Raw genomic sequence first — 15,009 nt, forward strand, 5'->3', positions numbered from 1 at the left:
GCGTCCCCTACGGCCAGTCGACGAGGCCGTTGAAGACGACGAAGTCGAGGACGACGGCCGCCGGTGCGGCCACGGCCAGCCACACCCTGGTGGCGGCGTTGCGCCGCCGCCAGGGCAGTGCCCACGCGGAGAGCAGCACGGCCAGGACCACCACCAGGCCGAACCCGAACACCGGGAAGGCGATGCGGTAGGAGGCGTCGAACCGGGCGCTCACCTCGCCCCCGCACGAGTCGCAGGCCATGGGCGCCAACCCCGCGAAGAAGAACGCCAAGGCCGCCATCGGCAGCGTCAGCAGGGTGGAGACGAGCGGCGCGACGAACGCGCGCGGGTGGCGGTCGGTGTCCGGGGTCAGGGGCAGGGTCGGGGTCATGGCTCCAGTGAACTCCGCGACGGGACACTGAACACGAGTGCGCGTACTCAGGTGCGCGGCTGCGCGGTCTGTGAACCTCATAGGCATACGTGCGCACTTGGCACGTCGATACCGAGAGGTTCGTGAATGCAGGCTGACCATCTGTCCGTTGCCGACCAGGCGTCCTGGGAAGGGGCGATCCGGCACCTGTACGAGGACGCGTACTCGTTCATTGCCACCGGCCCGCGCGCGCACGAGGACTGGCGGGCGGACGTGCTCGCCGTCATGGCGCGCGCCGTTCCCGACCCGCGTGCCTGGGCGGGGCTCGACGACACCGCGAACGACCGCTCTCAGGAGCACCCGGACTACCCGTTCTGCCGTCCGTTCGTCGGGGACGATCCGCCCCGCCCGCTCACCCCGGCCGACATCGGGGAACGGTTGCACGAGATCGACCGTGCGAGTGCCGAGAAGCTCCTCCTCGCGCTCACCGACGGCGGCTGCACCCTGCGGAACCTCGAACGGTTCACCGAGAGCTTCGACGAGCTGCAGAACATGGCCCGCACCGTCCTCGCCCGCTACGGGGACACGTTCACGTGCCACACCAACGTCACTGTCGGTGCAGGCAGGGGCCGCACGCTGGACTTCGGGGCGTCCCACTGGGGCTACACCCCGATGACCTCTTATGGGGAGGACGCCGGCTTGGTCATCGTCTCCGACACAGAGGTCGGGTTGTTCTGGACCTTCAACGGCTGACCCCGACAGGAGGAATCCATGCCGACCCGATCCACCGATGCCGCCACCTGGGCAGCAGCCCTGCTGAGGCTCCTGGAGGAGGTCTACACCTTCGCGAGGTGCGGGCCCCGGTTGCACGAGGACTGGGCCGAGGATGCGCTCGCGGTCATGGAGCGTGCCGTTCCCGACCCGCGGGGTTGGTCCACCTTGGAATGGGAGATGGATGAGGAAGGACGTCGGACCTACCGTCCGTCGTACCCGTTCCGTGCCATGAGTGCCGAGGACATCCGCAACGGGGTCCGACCGATCAGGGCCGACGCGGCCGTCGGATTGCTCGCGTCGTTCGCGCAGGAGTGGTGGTTCGAAGGTTCCCCGATCCGGTTTCGGGAAGACCGCGACACGGTGCTCCTGGACGCACGGAACGCGCTGGACCGGTTCGGCCCCGACGCTACGTTCTGGACCTCCTCCGATCTCGCCCGTACCTGCGACGCGCCCGACTTCTTGGCGCGGGACCTGGAAGGCGGCCACCCCTTCACCGACCTCATGATGGATCTCGGCCTGATCGCGGTGTCCGCCGACGAGGTCGGCGTCTTCTGGTCGTTCAACGCGAATTGAGGCAATGATCCGATGCTGACCCGATCCGCCACCTACCCCGACCGGGAGACCGCACAGTGGGCCACCCAGCAGGTGGTGATCGCCAATGAGCAGGTCATCCACCGCTGGCTCGCCCAGGGAACGCGGGCCCGGCTCACCATCGAGGCCGCCTGGCCGTCCCGTGAGGAGCCCGTCGGGCGGGTGCAGTTGGAGGCGATGCTCCTCGCCGGGCAGGGGCCCGTCGACGTCCGTGCCGCCCGCGTCGTCCTGCGTCGCGAGCCGTACAGCCCGTACGGGTTCGTCGTCCAGACCACCGTCCCGTTCTACCTGTAGAGGCAACCGACCGTGCCCATGAAGCCCCTCGAACACGACCGGCGCTACGGCGAGCTCGATCAGGTCATGCATGCCTACCTCGGCCGGCAGGGGGAGGACACGGCCGAGCGCCGCAGCCCTGCGTTGGACGCCTATCTGCGCCACACCTGGCACACCCGCCCCTGGGCCATCGCGGAGGCGGAACGCCAGCTGCGTGAGTACAGCCGGAATCCTCCGGGGCGCCTGCGGATCGACCTCGGTGAGTTCTACGCAGTCCCCGACGTCGGGATTCCGCAGGCCGCGATCGGGGACTGGCTGCTCGTGCTCGCCGACCACCTCAAGCAGAGCGTCGAGGACGGCGAGGTGCCACCGCCGATGGCCCCGCAGACGCACTGGGAGTGGCACGCGAGGTTCCCGGAGACCGCCCAGCTGCTGGGCGGCTGGTTCTCGCAGGACATCGTCGACGAATTCCCCGATCACGAGGCTGCGGTCGCGGACTACGCCGCCACCACCGACCCGCAGCTCGTCGCCCGTCTTGTCGGCGAGCTCCACGAGCTGATCGCCCTCCCGATGGACGAGGGGGACTACGCCCTGGCCGCTGCGGAACTCGGCATGGAGGTCAACCCGCCCGAGCCGTTCTCGTACGGGGCGTGGTTCCAGTCGGTCGCGACAAGCCTGGCCAGCGGCTGACCCGCCCCATAGGCGCTTCCCCACGCCCTGCCTCGCCTCGCGCCCCCGCCCCGTCGGCCCGGTGTGGTTCCGGTCGCGTCCGTCGGGGCGCAGGCGCACCCTGGAGGCAAGGGTGACCCCTGGAGGTGATGCACCATGGCCACGCTCGTCGGGTGGCATGTGGAGCTCGAATTCACCGAGGAGGGCCACCGCACCAGTGCGGCGGCCCTGGTACGGCTCGGGGACGGCTCCGAGATCAGGGCGCGGGGCTATGCCTTGCGCCACCCCTCCGACCCGGAGCAGATGAGGGTCGGGGAAGAGATCGCGGGCGCTCGTGCGCTCATGGATCTCTCGCAGCAGCTGTTGCAGAAGGCCCACTCGGAGATCGACGAGGCGACGGGCCGTCATTCCTACCCGCTCAACCGCTGAGCGGCGGGCGGACCGCCGGCCCGCTGAGGGGCTCCTGCCGGAGCCGCTCAGCGGGTCCTGCTGCGGAAGAGGGCGGCCGCCAGGGCCATGGCCACGGCCGTGATGCCCGCGCACCAGGTCAGGGCCGTCCAGGGGGCGCTTCCGGCGGGCTGCGCGAGGAGCAGTGCGCGCAGGGATTCGATCACCGGGGTGAGCGGTTGGTGCCCGGCGAAACCGTGCAGCCAACCGGGCATGGTCTCGATCGGCACGAAGGCGCTGGACGGGTAGGGCAGGAACATCATCAGGAAGGTGAAGCCGCCCGCCGCCTCCGGCGTCCTGGCGAGCAGCCCGAGGGTGGCGGCCAGCCACGAGATCGCCGTGATGTACGCCAGCAGCAGGCCCGCCGCGGCGAGGAAGGCGGCCGGGCCGGCCTGGGGGCGGAAGCCGATGGCGAGGGCGACGGCGAGGACGAGGGCGGTGGAAAGCAGGTTGCGCAGGACGGAGGCGGCGACGTGTCCGGCGAGGATGGGGATGCCGCCGATGTCGAGGGTGCGGAAGCGGTCGATGACGCCGGTGCGCAGGTCGTCGGCGACGCTGACGGCGGTGGAGGCCGCGCCGAAGCCCGCGCAGAGCAGCATGGCGCCGGGGACCACGTACGTCACGTACTCCGTGCCGGTGTCGATGGCTCCGCCGAAGAAGTAGACGAAGATCAGCATCAGCATCACGGGCAGCATCAGGGCGGCGATCAGCGCGTCCGGGCTGCGGCGGCTGATGCGCAGGCTGCGGCCGGACAGGGCGAGGGCGCTCACGGGTGCGGCGGTCATCGGTCGGCTCCCGTCAGGGTGAGGAACACGTCGTCGAGGGTGGCGGTGCGGACGGCGAAGCGGTCCACGGCGGTGCGGTCCGGGTCGAGTTCGTCGAGCAGGGCGCGGACGTGGGCGGCGCTCCCGTCGGTGGCGACGCCGAGGGTGAGGTCCTCGGGTGCGAGGTGGACGGCGCGCGGGGCCAGGGCCTCGTAGGCGTCCTGTGTGGTGAGGGTGAGCTCCAGCCGGTGGCCCGCGACGCGTGCCTTGAGCTCGGCGGGGGCTCCCTCGGCGGCTATCCGGCCGTCGGCGAGGACGGCGACGCGGTCGGCGAGCCGGTCCGCCTCCTCCAGGTACTGGGTGGTGAGCAGCACGGTCGTGCCGTCGGCGCGCAGTTCCCGTACGAGTTCCCACAGGTCCTGGCGGCTGCGCGGATCGAGGCCGGTGGTCGGCTCGTCGAGGAAGAGCACCTCGGGGCGGGAGACGAGGCTGGCGGCGAGGTCGAGGCGGCGTCGCATGCCGCCCGAGTACGTCCTGGCCGTGCGTGCGGCGGAGTCGGCGAGACCGAACCGGGCGAGGAGTTCGTCGGCGCGGGCGCGGGCGGCGCGCGGGGTGAGTCCGCTCAGGCGGCCCATCATGCGCAGCGTCTCGGCGCCGGTCTGGAGCTCGTCGACGGCCGCGAACTGTCCGGTGAGGCTGATGCGTTCGCGGACGCGGGCCTGCTGGGAGGCGGTGTCGTGCCCGGCGACGCGGGCGGTTCCGGCGTCGGGCGCGGTGAGGGTGGCGAGGATTCGGACGGTGGTGGTCTTCCCGGCGCCGTTGCGGCCGAGGAGGGCGAGGACGCTGCCGCGGGGGACGGCGAGGTCGATGCCGTCGAGGACGCGGACGCCGCCGTAGGACTTGGTCAGGCCGGTGGCGTGGATCCCGAGGGTGCCGGAGGCGTGTGGGGTCATGCGGGATGCTGCTCCCTTCGCGAACGCTTCTGCGTATGCCTTACGCTTTTCTGCGTAAGTAATACACAGAACTAGGATGGGGGTCAATCGAGGAGTGGGCGGTCATGGCGGACGAGGACGACGAAGGCACCGGTACCGGGCTTCCGGCGAGTCTGGAAATGGCCTGGGGCCTGCGCGAACGGCCCGGGAAAGGCCCGCGCCCCACGCTCACGCTGCCGCGCATCGTGGAGAAGGCCGTGGCGCTGGCCGCGGGTGAGGGGATGGACGCCGTCTCCATGGGCCGGGTGGCCAAGGAGTTGGGCGTCTCGACGATGTCCCTCTACCGGTACGTCACGGCGAAGGAGGAGCTGCACATCCTGATGTCGGACGCGGGCGTCGGCACCCCGCCGGCACTGCCGCCGGAGGCGGAGGGGTGGGGGTGGCGCCGACTGCTGACCGAGTGGGCGTACGCGCAGCGGGCCGTCCTGATGGCCAACTCCTGGATCCTGCGCATCCCGATCACCGGGGCGCCGGTCAGCCCGAACCAACTGGCCTGGATGGAGCGCGGACTGGCGGCGATGGCCGACGCGGACCTGACCGAGAGCGAGAAGATCTCGACGATCATCCTGATCGGCGGTCTGGTCCGCAACGAGGCGACGATGGCCGCGGACATGAGGGACGCCATCGTGAAGTCCGGCGTCGCGCCGGACCAGGTCATGGGCCAGTACCTGCGCACGCTGCGGCTGATGACGGGCCCGGACAGCCACCCGGCCGTGACGCGCCTGCTGGAATCGGACGCATTCACGGGCTCGGACGAGCCGGACTTCCAGTTCCGCTTCGGCCTGGACCGGATCCTGGACGGACTGGCGGCGCTGGTGGCGGAGCGGGCGAGCGGGGCCTGAGAGGCGGGGCGGCGTCCCGGATCGCCGCGCGGCGGGTCAGCGGGGCGGCCGGCGGGTCGCTCCGGTCAACGGGGTGTACGGCAGCGGCCGTACGGGGCCCGCGTCGGCCGGGCTCGGACGGCTGGGCCCGCGTCGGCAAGGCCCGCGCCGACCCGGTCCGCATCGGACAAGCCTGCGCCGACCGGGTCAGGCCCTCTCGTACGGCGAGGGAACCGGGAAGTACGCCTCCAGGAAGGCCGTGACGACCCGCTGCTGTTCGAGAGCCGTGACGGTGGTGCTCTCGTCGTCGGCCAGGCAGAACGCATCCGGCCATCGGTCCCGCACCAGATCGGGCAGTCGCTCGATCTCGTCAGCGCGGCCGGTGGAGACGTACGCGTGGGAGAGTTCGCCCGTGACGGCCCGGCCGTCCGCCAGACCCAGGTGGGACGCGAGGGTGACCGGGGCGACGTCGGTGGCGCTGCGGAAGACCGAGCGGCTGGTGGCCGAGAGCAGACCGGGCAGCGTGTCCTCGACGTGGCCGAAGAGGGACCGGCTGAGCGGGTAGGGCGTGTGGGCCAGGATGTGCGGGTACGTGCGGCCGACGGCCTCCTCGACCGCCTGCCGGGTGGTCTTCTGCGAGGCGGTGAACACGTCGTCCGTGCCGTCCGGCGGACCCGGCGGCACGGCCCGCGAGTCGTGGAACACCTTGGGCAGCCCGGAAGGCAGGAAGTAGTTCTGGGGCTGCTGCGGGCGGCCCAGGAAGATGTCGTCGTTGAAGTAGAGGAAATGCTCGGAGAGGCCGGGTACGCGGTGCAACCGGCTCTCGATGGCATGCGAATTGAACACCGACCGGTGGTCGCCCTCGGCGAAGAGGGCAGCATGGTCGACGACGGTGATCCCGGGGTGGTCGACGGCCAGCCACGACGGGACCTGGTGGTCGGTGATCAGGAAGACGCGGCGGATCCAGGGCGCGTAGGCGGCGATGGAGCGCAGGCAGTAGCGGAGTTCGCCGCGGTCGCGGTAGCGGTGCTCGGCGTGGTCGACACCGGATCGTGCGCCGTCGTCCGTGCCGGCCGCCGCCGCGTCCCGGCGGCTTCTCCAGGCGGGGTCCGAGGCGTCCACCCAGGTGATCACCGCGTCGACGGGGAAGTCGATGTCGTGCGGGAACCGGCGGTCCAGATCGTCGATCACCGGATAGTCGCGGCTGCCCACCTTGCGTGTGGCGGTCGCCGTCAGAGACGGGAGCCACCACCCGTAGGGGCATTCGCGCAGGGCCGCGACACCCCCGGAACCGGAATCGGAGGGATCCCAGAACTCCAGGTCGCAGCCGTGGTCGGGGCCGTAGTAGAGGGTGCGGCCGGAGGTCACGGCAGGCATGAACAGCCGGACTCCCCTGACCGGCGGGTGCTGGTTCCCGTCGGCCGGACCGCCGGTCTGCGGGTGTGCGGCCTCCTTGGCCGCGACCGCGTCCGGCAGCGACTCGGCCAGGACCTCGCCGAGTTCCCCGCCGTCGCCCAGCAACTGCGCGTACACCGGCAGGCCCGCGCACGCGTGGGCCCAGGCCTTGAGCGCGGCATCGCGGTCACCCGGGGCGATCGCGACCCGGTGGGCCGGGCCGCCGTCGGGAACGAGCCCGTACGCGACGCCGCCCGCCTCCAGCGCCTCCGCGGCGATGCGCAGATTGGCCTCCCGTACGTCGGGCGGCAGCAGGTCGTCACGGACGTGGGCCAGTCGCCCGCGATACCGGATCACTCCGGGCAGGGCCTCCAGCAGTTCGTCCTCGCGGGACCTGGACGGCTCCCGGGGACCTGCCGCGGCGATGCGTTCCCGTTGCGACGCGGCGGGCTGCCGGCCCACCAGCGCAGGGCGGCGCAGGGCGGCGCGGGCGACGCGGCGAACGCCGGCCGGAAGCGGGATGCGGGAAAGGCCGCCCATCCTGTCGTCACCTCTCGAAGACCGCGTCGTTCCGGCCTACTGCCGGATTCACTCGAACTTTCCCTGTCGTTTGCCCGCCGCGCAAGCCCCGATGGTGAGGGTCACACGCCCCGGCGAAGACCTCGTGCCCCCGCCCCGCGGCCGGACGGCCGCGAAAGTCCTCGGAGGGCGGGTGCCGGATCGCCCCCCCGACCCTCGCGATCAGCCGGGGGGCTCGCGCTCGGGGTGACCGGGAACCGGTCAGGCCGACCGGGTCAGGAGGGCTGCCCCGGGGCCGTCGCCCTGATCACCGAGAAGGTGCCGCCCTGGGGGTCGGAGAGGACGGCCATGCGGCCCGCCGCCATGTCGAAGGCCGGGGCCATGACGCTCCCTCCGGCGCGCACCACCGCGGCCTGGATCTCGTCGACGTCGTCGACGTGGAAGTACGGCTGCCAGTGCGGCGGCACGCCGGGCGGCAGCTGGCTCAGGTCCATCATCCCGCCGACCGCGCGGTCGCCGACCTTGAACTCGGTGTACTCCTCGGCGCCGGGCATCTGGGACCTGGCCGTGGTGACGGGGAGGACCGCGGTGTAGAAGGCCGCCGCGGCGGGGATGTCGCCGGTGCTCAGCTCGCTCCAGATCAGGGCGCCGTGCTCGTTGACGATGCCCGCGCCGTCGAAGGTGCCGGCCTGCCAGAGGCCGACTGCGGCGCCCGTCGGGTCGGAGATCAGGGCCATCCGCCCGAGGTCCATGACGTCCGTCGCGCCCATCATGACCGAACCGCCCGCGTCGGTGACCGACGTGAGGGTGGAGTCGAGGGAGTCGGTGGCCAGGTACGTGGTCCACGCGGTCGGCGGCATCGGGTCGGGCACGGTCCCGTCCGGGTTGGACGCCTTCATGATGCCGGCGACCGGCCTGCCCTTGAGGAGGCAGACGGAGTATCCGCCCTGCTCGGCCGGCCCGACCTCGCCCTGCCAGCCGAAGAGGTCGCAGTAGAAGTCGAGGGCCGCCTGCTGGTCGGGGACCATCAGGTCGATCCAGCACGGGGTGCCGGGTTTGTAGGGGCCGTTCACATCGGGCACGGATGCCTCCGCTGGTGGTTGGGGCAGGACGCGCCGTCCCCTACCCGGCCCCTGCCGCCCGAATCGGCCCGTTCGGGTGACGGCCGAGCCCCGGGACGGCTCGGCCGGCGGCAACGCGACGGCCCCCGGCGCGGGGATGCGCCGGGGGCCGTCGTGGAGACCGGGAGCCGTGTCAGAGCTTCTCGGGGGTGCGGATGCCCAGCAGGGACATGCCCTTGTTCAGGGTGCGGGCCGTCAGCTCGCACAGGAACAGACGGTTCTCGACCTGCTGCGCCGTGTCCGCCTTGAGGACCGGGCACTCTGAGTAGAACGACGTGAACAGCGACGCCAGCTGGTACAGGTACGCCGCCAGCTTGTGCGGGGCGTGCTCCGCCGCCGCCTCCGCGATCAGCTCGCCGAAGCCGTCCAGGTGCAGGCCCAGCGCGCGCTCGGTCGGGGCCAGCGCCACCTCGGGGTGGGCGACCGGCCGGGTGTCGCCCGCCTTGCGCAGGATCGACCGGATACGGGCGTACGCGTACTGCAGGTACACGGACGTGTCGCCGTTCAGCGAGACCATCTGGTCCAGGTCGAACTTGTAGTCCCGGGAGGCGGACGTCGACAGGTCGGCGTACTTCACCGCCCCGATGCCCACCTGGGCGCCGCGCTCGGCGATCTCGGCCTCGGTGAGGTCCTGGGCCTTCTCGCGGACCACGGCGGAGGCGCGGTCGATCGCCTCGTCCAGCAGGTCCACCAGCCGGACCGTCTCGCCCTCGCGGGTCTTGAACGGCTTGCCGTCCTTGCCGAGGACGGTGCCGAAGGCCAGCTGCACGGCCTTGACGTCGTCGTTCAGCCAGCCCGCCCGGCGCGCCGTCTCGAAGACCATCTTGAAGTGCAGCGACTGCCGCGCGTCGACCACGTAGATCAGCTCGGTCGCGCCGAGGTTGGCCACGCGGTCGCGGATCGCCGACAGGTCGGTGGCCGCGTAGCCGAAGCCGCCGTCCGACTTCTGCACGATCAGCGGCGTCGGGTTGCCGTCCGGGCCCTTGACGTCGTCGAAGAACACGCACAGCGCACCGTTGGAGCGGACCGCGACGCCCGACTCCTCCAGCAGCTTGCAAGTCTCCGTCAGCATGTCGTTGTAGCCGGACTCGCCGACCACGTCCGGGTCCTGGATGTCCATGTCCAGCTTGTTGAAGACCGAGTAGAAGTAGATCTTCGACTCGTCCACGAACCGCTGCCACAGGGCGAGGGTCTCCGGCTCGCCGGCCTGGAGGTCGACCACCCGTGCCCGGGCCCGCGTCTTGAACTCCTCGTCGGAGTCGAAGAGCGCGCGCGAGGCCTTGTACAGGCGGTTGAGGTTCGACATGGCCTCCTCGCCGGAGGCCTCGCCCTCCCCGCCCTTGTGGTCGAGCTCGTGCGGGTGCTCCAGCAGGTACTGGATCAGCATGCCGAACTGGGTGCCCCAGTCGCCGATGTGGTGGCGGCGGACCACCTTCTCGCCCGTGAACTCCAGGATCTCCACCATCGCCGCGCCGATCACGGCGGACCGCAGGTGCCCGACGTGCATCTCCTTGGCGACGTTCGGCTGCGCGTAGTCGATCACCGTGGTGCCGGCGGAGGCGTTCAGCGGCACGCCGAGCCGGTCGTCCGCGGCACGTGCGGCGAGGGTCTTGACGATCGCCTCGTCCGAGACGGTGATGTTGAGGAAGCCGGGGCCCGAGACCTCGATCTCGTTGATCAGGTCACCCGTGGGGATGGCCTCGACCACGGTCGTCGCCAGCTCGCGCGGGTTGGCCTTGGCCTTCTTCGCGAGCGCCAGGATGCCGTTGGCCTGGAAGTCGGCCCGGTCGCTTCGTCGCAGCATGGGGTCGGCCGCACCGGCCTCCGGCAGGGCGGAGGCGAGGGCGTCCGAGACGCGCTGTTCGACGGAGGAAGCGAGGGAAGGGACCGAGGCCATGAGCTGCCGTTCCTGTGAGGTTGTGCCCGAGTGGGTCTTGGGCGTTCCGACAAGTGCCGAGTATCCCACGCGGAGCCCGTCCCCTTCTCGGTATAAGGGCCGCGTATCAGCAGGCGGAAGCAACCCCGGAGCGGCCCCTTCCGTCTGGGAGAATGGCCGAAGCCAGCATTCGAGATAGAAGGACGTGTCGTGGCTCAGAGCGCGCAGAGCAGCACCGAGACCGACTGGGTCTCCCGTTTCGCGGACGATGTCATCGCCGAGGCGGAGCGCCGAGCCCCCGGCAAAGCCGTCGTCGTCGCGTCCGGGCTCTCCCCGTCCGGCCCGGTCCACCTGGGCAACCTCCGCGAGGTCATGACCCCGCACCTGGTCGCCGACGAGATCCGCCGCCGCGGCCGCGAAGTCCGCCACCTCATCTCCTGGGACGACTACGACCGCTTCCGCAAGGTCCCCAAGGGCATCCCCGGCGTCACCGAGGAGTCGCACGCCCAGCACATCGGGCGCCCGCTGACCGCCGTCCCCGCCCCGGAGGGCTCCGCGTACCCGAACTGGGCCGAGCACTTCAAGGCCGCCATGGCCGAGTCGCTGGCCGAGCTCGGCGTCGAGTACGACCCGATCAGCCAGACCGAGCAGTACACCACCGGCGCCTACCGCGAGCAGATCCTGCACGCGATGAAGCACCGCGGCGACATCGACGCCGTCCTCGCCCAGTACCGCACCAAGGCCAAGCCGGGCGGCAAGAAGCCCCAGCAGAAGCAGGTCGACGAGGCCGAGCTGGAGGCCGCCGAGGGCTCCGGCGCGGCCGCCGAGGACGACGGCAGCGCCGGCGAGGGCGGGTACTTCCCGTACAAGCCGTACTGCGGCCGGTGCGGCAAGGACTTCACCAAGGTCACCTCGTACGACGACGAGACGACCGAGATGACCTACGTCTGCACCGAGGACGAGTTCACCGAGACGGTCAAGCTCAGCGAGTTCAACCGCGGCAAGCTCGTCTGGAAGGTCGACTGGCCGATGCGCTGGGCCTACGAGGGCGTGGTCTTCGAGCCCTCCGGCGTCGACCACTCCTCGCCCGGCTCCTCGTTCCAGGTCGGCGGCCAGATCGTCCACATCTTCGGCGGCGAGCAGCCGATCGGCCCGATGTACGCCTTCGTCGGCATCAGCGGCATGGCCAAGATGTCCTCCAGCAAGGGCGGGGTCTTCACCCCCGGCGACGCCCTGCAGATCATGGAGCCGCAGCTCCTCCGCTGGCTCTACGCCCGCCGCCGGCCCAACCAGTCCTTCAAGATCGCCTTCGACCAGGAGATCCAGCGCCTCTACGACGAGTGGGACAAGCTGGAGGCCAAGGTCGCCGACGGCACCGTCCTGCCGGCCGACGCCGCCGCGCACGCCCGCGCCGCCCGCGTCGCCTCCCACGAGCTGCCGCGCACCCCGCGCCCGATGCCGTACCGCACCCTCGCGTCAGTCGTCGACATCACCGCCGGACACGACGAGCAGACCCTGCGCATCCTCTCCGACCTGGAGCCGGACAAGCCGCTCACCTCGCTCGACGAGGTACGGCCGCGCCTGGACCGTGCCGAGAACTGGATCACCACGCAGGTCCCGGCCGACCAGCGGACCCTCGTGCGCGAGGACGCCGACACCGAGCTGCTGTCCTCCCTGGACGACGACGGCCGCGAGTCCCTGCGCCTGCTCCTGGAAGGCCTCGACGCGCACTGGTCGCTCGACGGGCTCACCACGCTCGTCTACGGCGTCCCGAAGGTCATGGCCGGGCTGGAGCCCGACGCCAAGCCGACCCCCGAGCTCAAGGTCGCGCAGCGCACCTTCTTCGCCCTCCTCTACCGGCTCCTGGTGACCCGGGAGACCGGGCCGCGTCTGCCCACGCTGCTGCTGGCCGTGGGCGCGGACCGGGTGCGCAAGCTGCTCGCCGTCTGAGATCCCGCACGGGCTGGGCCCGGATACGCGCAAGGGCCCGTACCCTCCTCCGACCGAGGAAGGTACGGGCCCTTGTGCGCGCCGCGAGACAGCCTCAGGCGATGTGCTCGTTCTCCAGCTCCCGCTGGTAGCGCAGCTTCAGCTGGGGGAAGATCTTGCGGATCAGCGAGCCGCTGCGCGGGTGGACCACCCCGTAGCGGTCGGCCAGCAGTATGTCGAGCTGCTCGGCGGTCAGCACCTCGCCGCTCTCCACCAGGTGGGTGCGGAAGACCTCGTACGCCGCCTCCGCGAACTTCTCCGCGTCCCCGTCGGCCTCGGCCCCGGGCTCGGCTCCCGCTTCGGCTCCTGCTTCGGCTCCGGCCTCGGCGGCCGGGTCCGCCTCCGCGCGGGGACCCGGCACGGCCGCCTGCACCTGCTGCTCGTCGGGACCCATCGGGGGCAGGACCGGCGTCGGCTCCAGGCCCTCGACGTACTGCGGGTTGTAGCCGCCCTCGTACGCGGCCTGCGGTGCCTTCGGCCCGGCGAACCAGGCGCTGTTGTGGGCCGCGGGCATCGCCGTCGGGTCCACCGCGAACGCCGGCGGGATCTGGGCGGCCGCCGCGGGCACCACCTGGGGACCCTGGGCCTGGGCCTGGGCCTGGGCGTGGGCGTGGGCCTGGGCGTGGACCGCTGCCGCTGCCGGGGCGTGCTGGATCTGGGCCTGATGGAGTTGGGCCTGCTGGAGTTGGGCGTGCTCGGTCCGGTGCGCCTCCTGGTCCGGGCCGACCTCCCCGTCCGACTGCGGAGCGCCCGTCAACGGGGCCTCCAGGGCCGGAGCCGCCCCGGCGGTCTGCTGCGCCGGCGGAGGCAGTACCGCCGGGTCGATCCCGGTCGCCGCCAGGGCGTCCGGCGCCGTCTGCGAGAGCGGTACACCGATCCGGGCCAGCTTCAGCGGCATCAGCGCCTCCACCGGTGCCTTCTGCCGCCAGAAGCGCCCGTACCGCGCCTGCATCCGGGCCTGGTAGATCAGCCGGTCCTGCTCCATGCCGATCGCCTGCTCGTAGGAACGCAGCTCCCACAGCTTCATCCGGCGCCACAGTTTGAACGTCGGCACCGGCGACAGCAGCCACCGCGTGATGCGCACGCCCTCCATGTGCCGGTCCGCCGTGATGTCGGCGATCCGCCCCACCGCGTGCCGGGCGGCCTCCACCGTCACCACGAACAGGATCGGGATCACCGCGTGCATGCCGACACCGAGCGGATCCGGCCACGAGGCCGCGCCGTTGAACGCGATCGTCGCCGCCGTCAGCAGCCACGCCGTCTGGCGCAGCAGGGGGAAGGGGATCCGCAGCCAGGTCAGCAGCAGGTCCAGCGCCAGGAGGACGCAGATACCGGCGTCGATCCCTATCGGGAACACCAGGGAGAAGCTGCCGAAGCCCTTCTTCTCCGCGAGCTCGCGGACCGCGGCGTACGAGCCCGCGAAACCTATGCCCGCGATGACGACGGCTCCGGCGACGACGACACCGATGAGTATGCGGTGCGTACGAGTCAGCTGCATCGCGGCCACCCGCGATCCCCTCCCCTTGTCGAGCACAAACCGGGCGCTTACCGAGCCCTTACAGAGCTGCGGCAGGCACAGCGTACGGGTGACTGGAAGTCAGCGCTCCAGGAGGCCCTGACCAGCCACCGCTCCTACTGGGGCTGAGGGGACTGCGGCTGCTCCTCGGGCTTGTTGGCGCCCGCGACGGAGCCCACTGCCTCCTTCGCCGCGGTGATCGCGTCCTGGAGGAGCTTCGCCCGGTCCGGGGCGCCGGCACCTTCGTAGGCCGCGCCGTTGTAGTCGAGGGTGACGACGACGTTCTGGGTGCGCGCCACGATCGTCGTGTTGAAGAAGTCGACGTCCTTCTTCACCGAGTAGACGACCGACGTGCCCTGGTCGCCCAGGCCCTCCACGGCCTCGGCCTTCACCTCCTGCGCACCCTCGGTGGACTTCGCCGCCTCGACCTGCTTGCCGTACTGCTCCTCGGCGCGCTTGTTGGCGCTGCCGAGCGAGGCGTGCGAGTCGGTGCGGAAGAAGGAGAGCGACAGCCAGCGGTACTGGGAGCCCTTGAGGCCGTCCTCGTCCAGACCGTTCCAGGAGCAGCTGGCCCGGGTGGCGAGGTCGTTCGACGTGGTCGCCGTGCCGTTCTTGTCCTTCGCCTCCGGGACGAGCGAGTCGATCGTCCCCGTCTGGAGCGCCTTGCAGGGCTCCGGGAGCGTGGCGAAGGCGGCCTTCTCCAGCTCCGGCGTGGGCTTCTTCTCGCCGGGCTTCGCGGAAGCGGACGAACCGGACTTCTTGTCGCCCTTGTCGGCCGCATCCTTCCCCGAGTCGGACGAACACCCGGCCACGGTGAGGATCACCGGGACGGCTGCGCAGGCGAGAACGCGGGTGAGGCGCGAGGCTGATCGGTGCATGGTTCCTTCAGTGCTTCGGGTACTTCTTCGGACGC

Annotated in this window: 15 protein-coding genes; 7 read left to right on the plus strand and 8 right to left on the minus strand. The window is 71.3% G+C overall.

Annotation, left to right across the window (positions count from 1 at the left end; translation table 11 throughout):
* Nucleotides 1–7: 7 nt before the first annotated feature.
* Nucleotides 8–370: a hypothetical protein gene (locus ACFW2G_RS08365; protein ID WP_037918677.1), complete on the minus strand. Its 363-nt coding sequence runs from the start codon at nucleotides 368–370 to the stop codon at nucleotides 8–10.
* A gap of 126 nt (nucleotides 371–496) precedes the next feature.
* On the opposite strand from ACFW2G_RS08365, the gene ACFW2G_RS08370 reads away from it, so the two are divergent.
* From ACFW2G_RS08370 to ACFW2G_RS08390, 5 genes are all read left to right on the plus strand, one after another.
* A complete protein-coding gene (locus ACFW2G_RS08370) occupies nucleotides 497–1,102 on the plus strand; it encodes a hypothetical protein (RefSeq protein ID WP_384584637.1) in 606 nt (201 codons plus the stop codon).
* An 18-nt stretch (nucleotides 1,103–1,120) separates the two neighbouring features.
* The gene (locus ACFW2G_RS08375; RefSeq protein WP_384446248.1) at nucleotides 1,121–1,696 is read left to right on the plus strand and encodes a hypothetical protein; all 576 of its coding nucleotides are present in this window, start codon (nucleotides 1,121–1,123) and stop codon (nucleotides 1,694–1,696) included.
* 12 nt (nucleotides 1,697–1,708) lie between these two features.
* Nucleotides 1,709–2,008: an RNase A-like domain-containing protein gene (locus tag ACFW2G_RS08380; RefSeq protein ID WP_384584634.1), complete on the plus strand. Its 300-nt coding sequence runs from the start codon at nucleotides 1,709–1,711 to the stop codon at nucleotides 2,006–2,008.
* Nucleotides 2,009–2,020: 12 nt separating this feature from the next.
* Nucleotides 2,021–2,677 carry a contact-dependent growth inhibition system immunity protein gene (locus ACFW2G_RS08385; RefSeq protein ID WP_384584631.1) on the plus strand — a complete coding sequence of 219 codons (657 nt, stop codon included), beginning with the start codon at nucleotides 2,021–2,023 and terminating at the stop codon, nucleotides 2,675–2,677.
* A gap of 135 nt (nucleotides 2,678–2,812) precedes the next feature.
* Nucleotides 2,813–3,085: a DUF1876 domain-containing protein gene (locus ACFW2G_RS08390; protein WP_030851867.1), complete on the plus strand. Its 273-nt coding sequence runs from the start codon at nucleotides 2,813–2,815 to the stop codon at nucleotides 3,083–3,085.
* Nucleotides 3,086–3,132: 47 nt separating this feature from the next.
* On the opposite strand, the gene ACFW2G_RS08395 is transcribed toward ACFW2G_RS08390, so the two are convergent.
* A complete protein-coding gene (locus ACFW2G_RS08395; protein ID WP_384446253.1) occupies nucleotides 3,133–3,888 on the minus strand; it encodes an ABC transporter permease in 756 nt (251 codons plus the stop codon).
* Complete coding sequence (locus ACFW2G_RS08400; protein ID WP_384446255.1) at nucleotides 3,885–4,820, minus strand: ATP-binding cassette domain-containing protein; 936 nt, start codon at nucleotides 4,818–4,820, stop codon at nucleotides 3,885–3,887. The genes ACFW2G_RS08395 and ACFW2G_RS08400 overlap by 4 nt, the downstream gene beginning before the upstream one ends.
* A 104-nt stretch (nucleotides 4,821–4,924) precedes the next feature.
* Between ACFW2G_RS08400 and ACFW2G_RS08405 the strand changes: the two genes are divergently transcribed.
* A complete protein-coding gene (locus ACFW2G_RS08405) occupies nucleotides 4,925–5,701 on the plus strand; it encodes a TetR/AcrR family transcriptional regulator (protein WP_037918692.1) in 777 nt (258 codons plus the stop codon).
* Nucleotides 5,702–5,887: 186 nt separating this feature from the next.
* On the opposite strand, the gene ACFW2G_RS08410 is transcribed toward ACFW2G_RS08405, so the two are convergent.
* From ACFW2G_RS08410 to argS, 3 genes are all read right to left on the minus strand, one after another.
* Entirely contained in the window at nucleotides 5,888–7,615 is a 1,728-nt protein-coding gene (locus tag ACFW2G_RS08410; protein WP_384446259.1) for a stealth family protein, read from the minus strand.
* 254 nt (nucleotides 7,616–7,869) lie between these two features.
* Nucleotides 7,870–8,667 (minus strand): VOC family protein, encoded by a 798-nt coding sequence (locus ACFW2G_RS08415; protein ID WP_384584649.1) that lies wholly within the window; start codon nucleotides 8,665–8,667, stop codon nucleotides 7,870–7,872.
* Between the two features lie 181 nt (nucleotides 8,668–8,848).
* Nucleotides 8,849–10,612, minus strand: a complete 1,764-nt coding sequence (gene argS / locus ACFW2G_RS08420) for an arginine--tRNA ligase (RefSeq protein ID WP_384446261.1) — start codon at nucleotides 10,610–10,612, stop codon at nucleotides 8,849–8,851.
* Nucleotides 10,613–10,801: 189 nt separating this feature from the next.
* Between argS and lysS the strand changes: the two genes are divergently transcribed.
* Nucleotides 10,802–12,541, plus strand: coding sequence for a lysine--tRNA ligase (gene lysS / locus ACFW2G_RS08425; protein ID WP_037918699.1), 1,740 nt, complete (start codon nucleotides 10,802–10,804; stop codon nucleotides 12,539–12,541).
* Nucleotides 12,542–12,635: 94 nt separating this feature from the next.
* On the opposite strand, the gene ACFW2G_RS08430 is transcribed toward lysS, so the two are convergent.
* A complete protein-coding gene (locus tag ACFW2G_RS08430) occupies nucleotides 12,636–14,087 on the minus strand; it encodes a DUF2637 domain-containing protein (protein WP_384584628.1) in 1,452 nt (483 codons plus the stop codon).
* Nucleotides 14,088–14,212: 125 nt separating this feature from the next.
* Complete coding sequence (locus tag ACFW2G_RS08435) at nucleotides 14,213–14,974, minus strand: DUF3558 domain-containing protein (RefSeq protein ID WP_384446266.1); 762 nt, start codon at nucleotides 14,972–14,974, stop codon at nucleotides 14,213–14,215.
* Nucleotides 14,975–15,009 lie beyond the last annotated feature (35 nt).

Origin of the sequence: Streptomyces sp. NPDC058880 (assembly GCF_042742535.1) — a bacterium.
Classification (GTDB): domain Bacteria; phylum Actinomycetota; class Actinomycetes; order Streptomycetales; family Streptomycetaceae; genus Streptomyces.

What these genes read in the sequence shown, in the direction of transcription:
- ACFW2G_RS08365 (WP_037918677.1), bottom strand. Translation starts at nt 370, where the DNA reads ATGACCCCGACCCTGCCCCTGACCCCGGACACCGACCGCCACCCGCGC.
- ACFW2G_RS08370 (WP_384584637.1), top strand. Translation starts at nt 497, where the DNA reads ATGCAGGCTGACCATCTGTCCGTTGCCGACCAGGCGTCCTGGGAAGGG.
- ACFW2G_RS08375 (WP_384446248.1), top strand. Translation starts at nt 1,121, where the DNA reads ATGCCGACCCGATCCACCGATGCCGCCACCTGGGCAGCAGCCCTGCTG.
- ACFW2G_RS08380 (WP_384584634.1), top strand. Translation starts at nt 1,709, where the DNA reads ATGCTGACCCGATCCGCCACCTACCCCGACCGGGAGACCGCACAGTGG.
- ACFW2G_RS08390 (WP_030851867.1), top strand. Translation starts at nt 2,813, where the DNA reads ATGGCCACGCTCGTCGGGTGGCATGTGGAGCTCGAATTCACCGAGGAG.
- ACFW2G_RS08395 (WP_384446253.1), bottom strand. Translation starts at nt 3,888, where the DNA reads ATGACCGCCGCACCCGTGAGCGCCCTCGCCCTGTCCGGCCGCAGCCTG.
- ACFW2G_RS08400 (WP_384446255.1), bottom strand. Translation starts at nt 4,820, where the DNA reads ATGACCCCACACGCCTCCGGCACCCTCGGGATCCACGCCACCGGCCTG.
- ACFW2G_RS08405 (WP_037918692.1), top strand. Translation starts at nt 4,925, where the DNA reads ATGGCGGACGAGGACGACGAAGGCACCGGTACCGGGCTTCCGGCGAGT.
- ACFW2G_RS08410 (WP_384446259.1), bottom strand. Translation starts at nt 7,615, where the DNA reads ATGGGCGGCCTTTCCCGCATCCCGCTTCCGGCCGGCGTTCGCCGCGTC.
- argS (WP_384446261.1), bottom strand. Translation starts at nt 10,612, where the DNA reads ATGGCCTCGGTCCCTTCCCTCGCTTCCTCCGTCGAACAGCGCGTCTCG.
- ACFW2G_RS08435 (WP_384446266.1), bottom strand. Translation starts at nt 14,974, where the DNA reads ATGCACCGATCAGCCTCGCGCCTCACCCGCGTTCTCGCCTGCGCAGCC.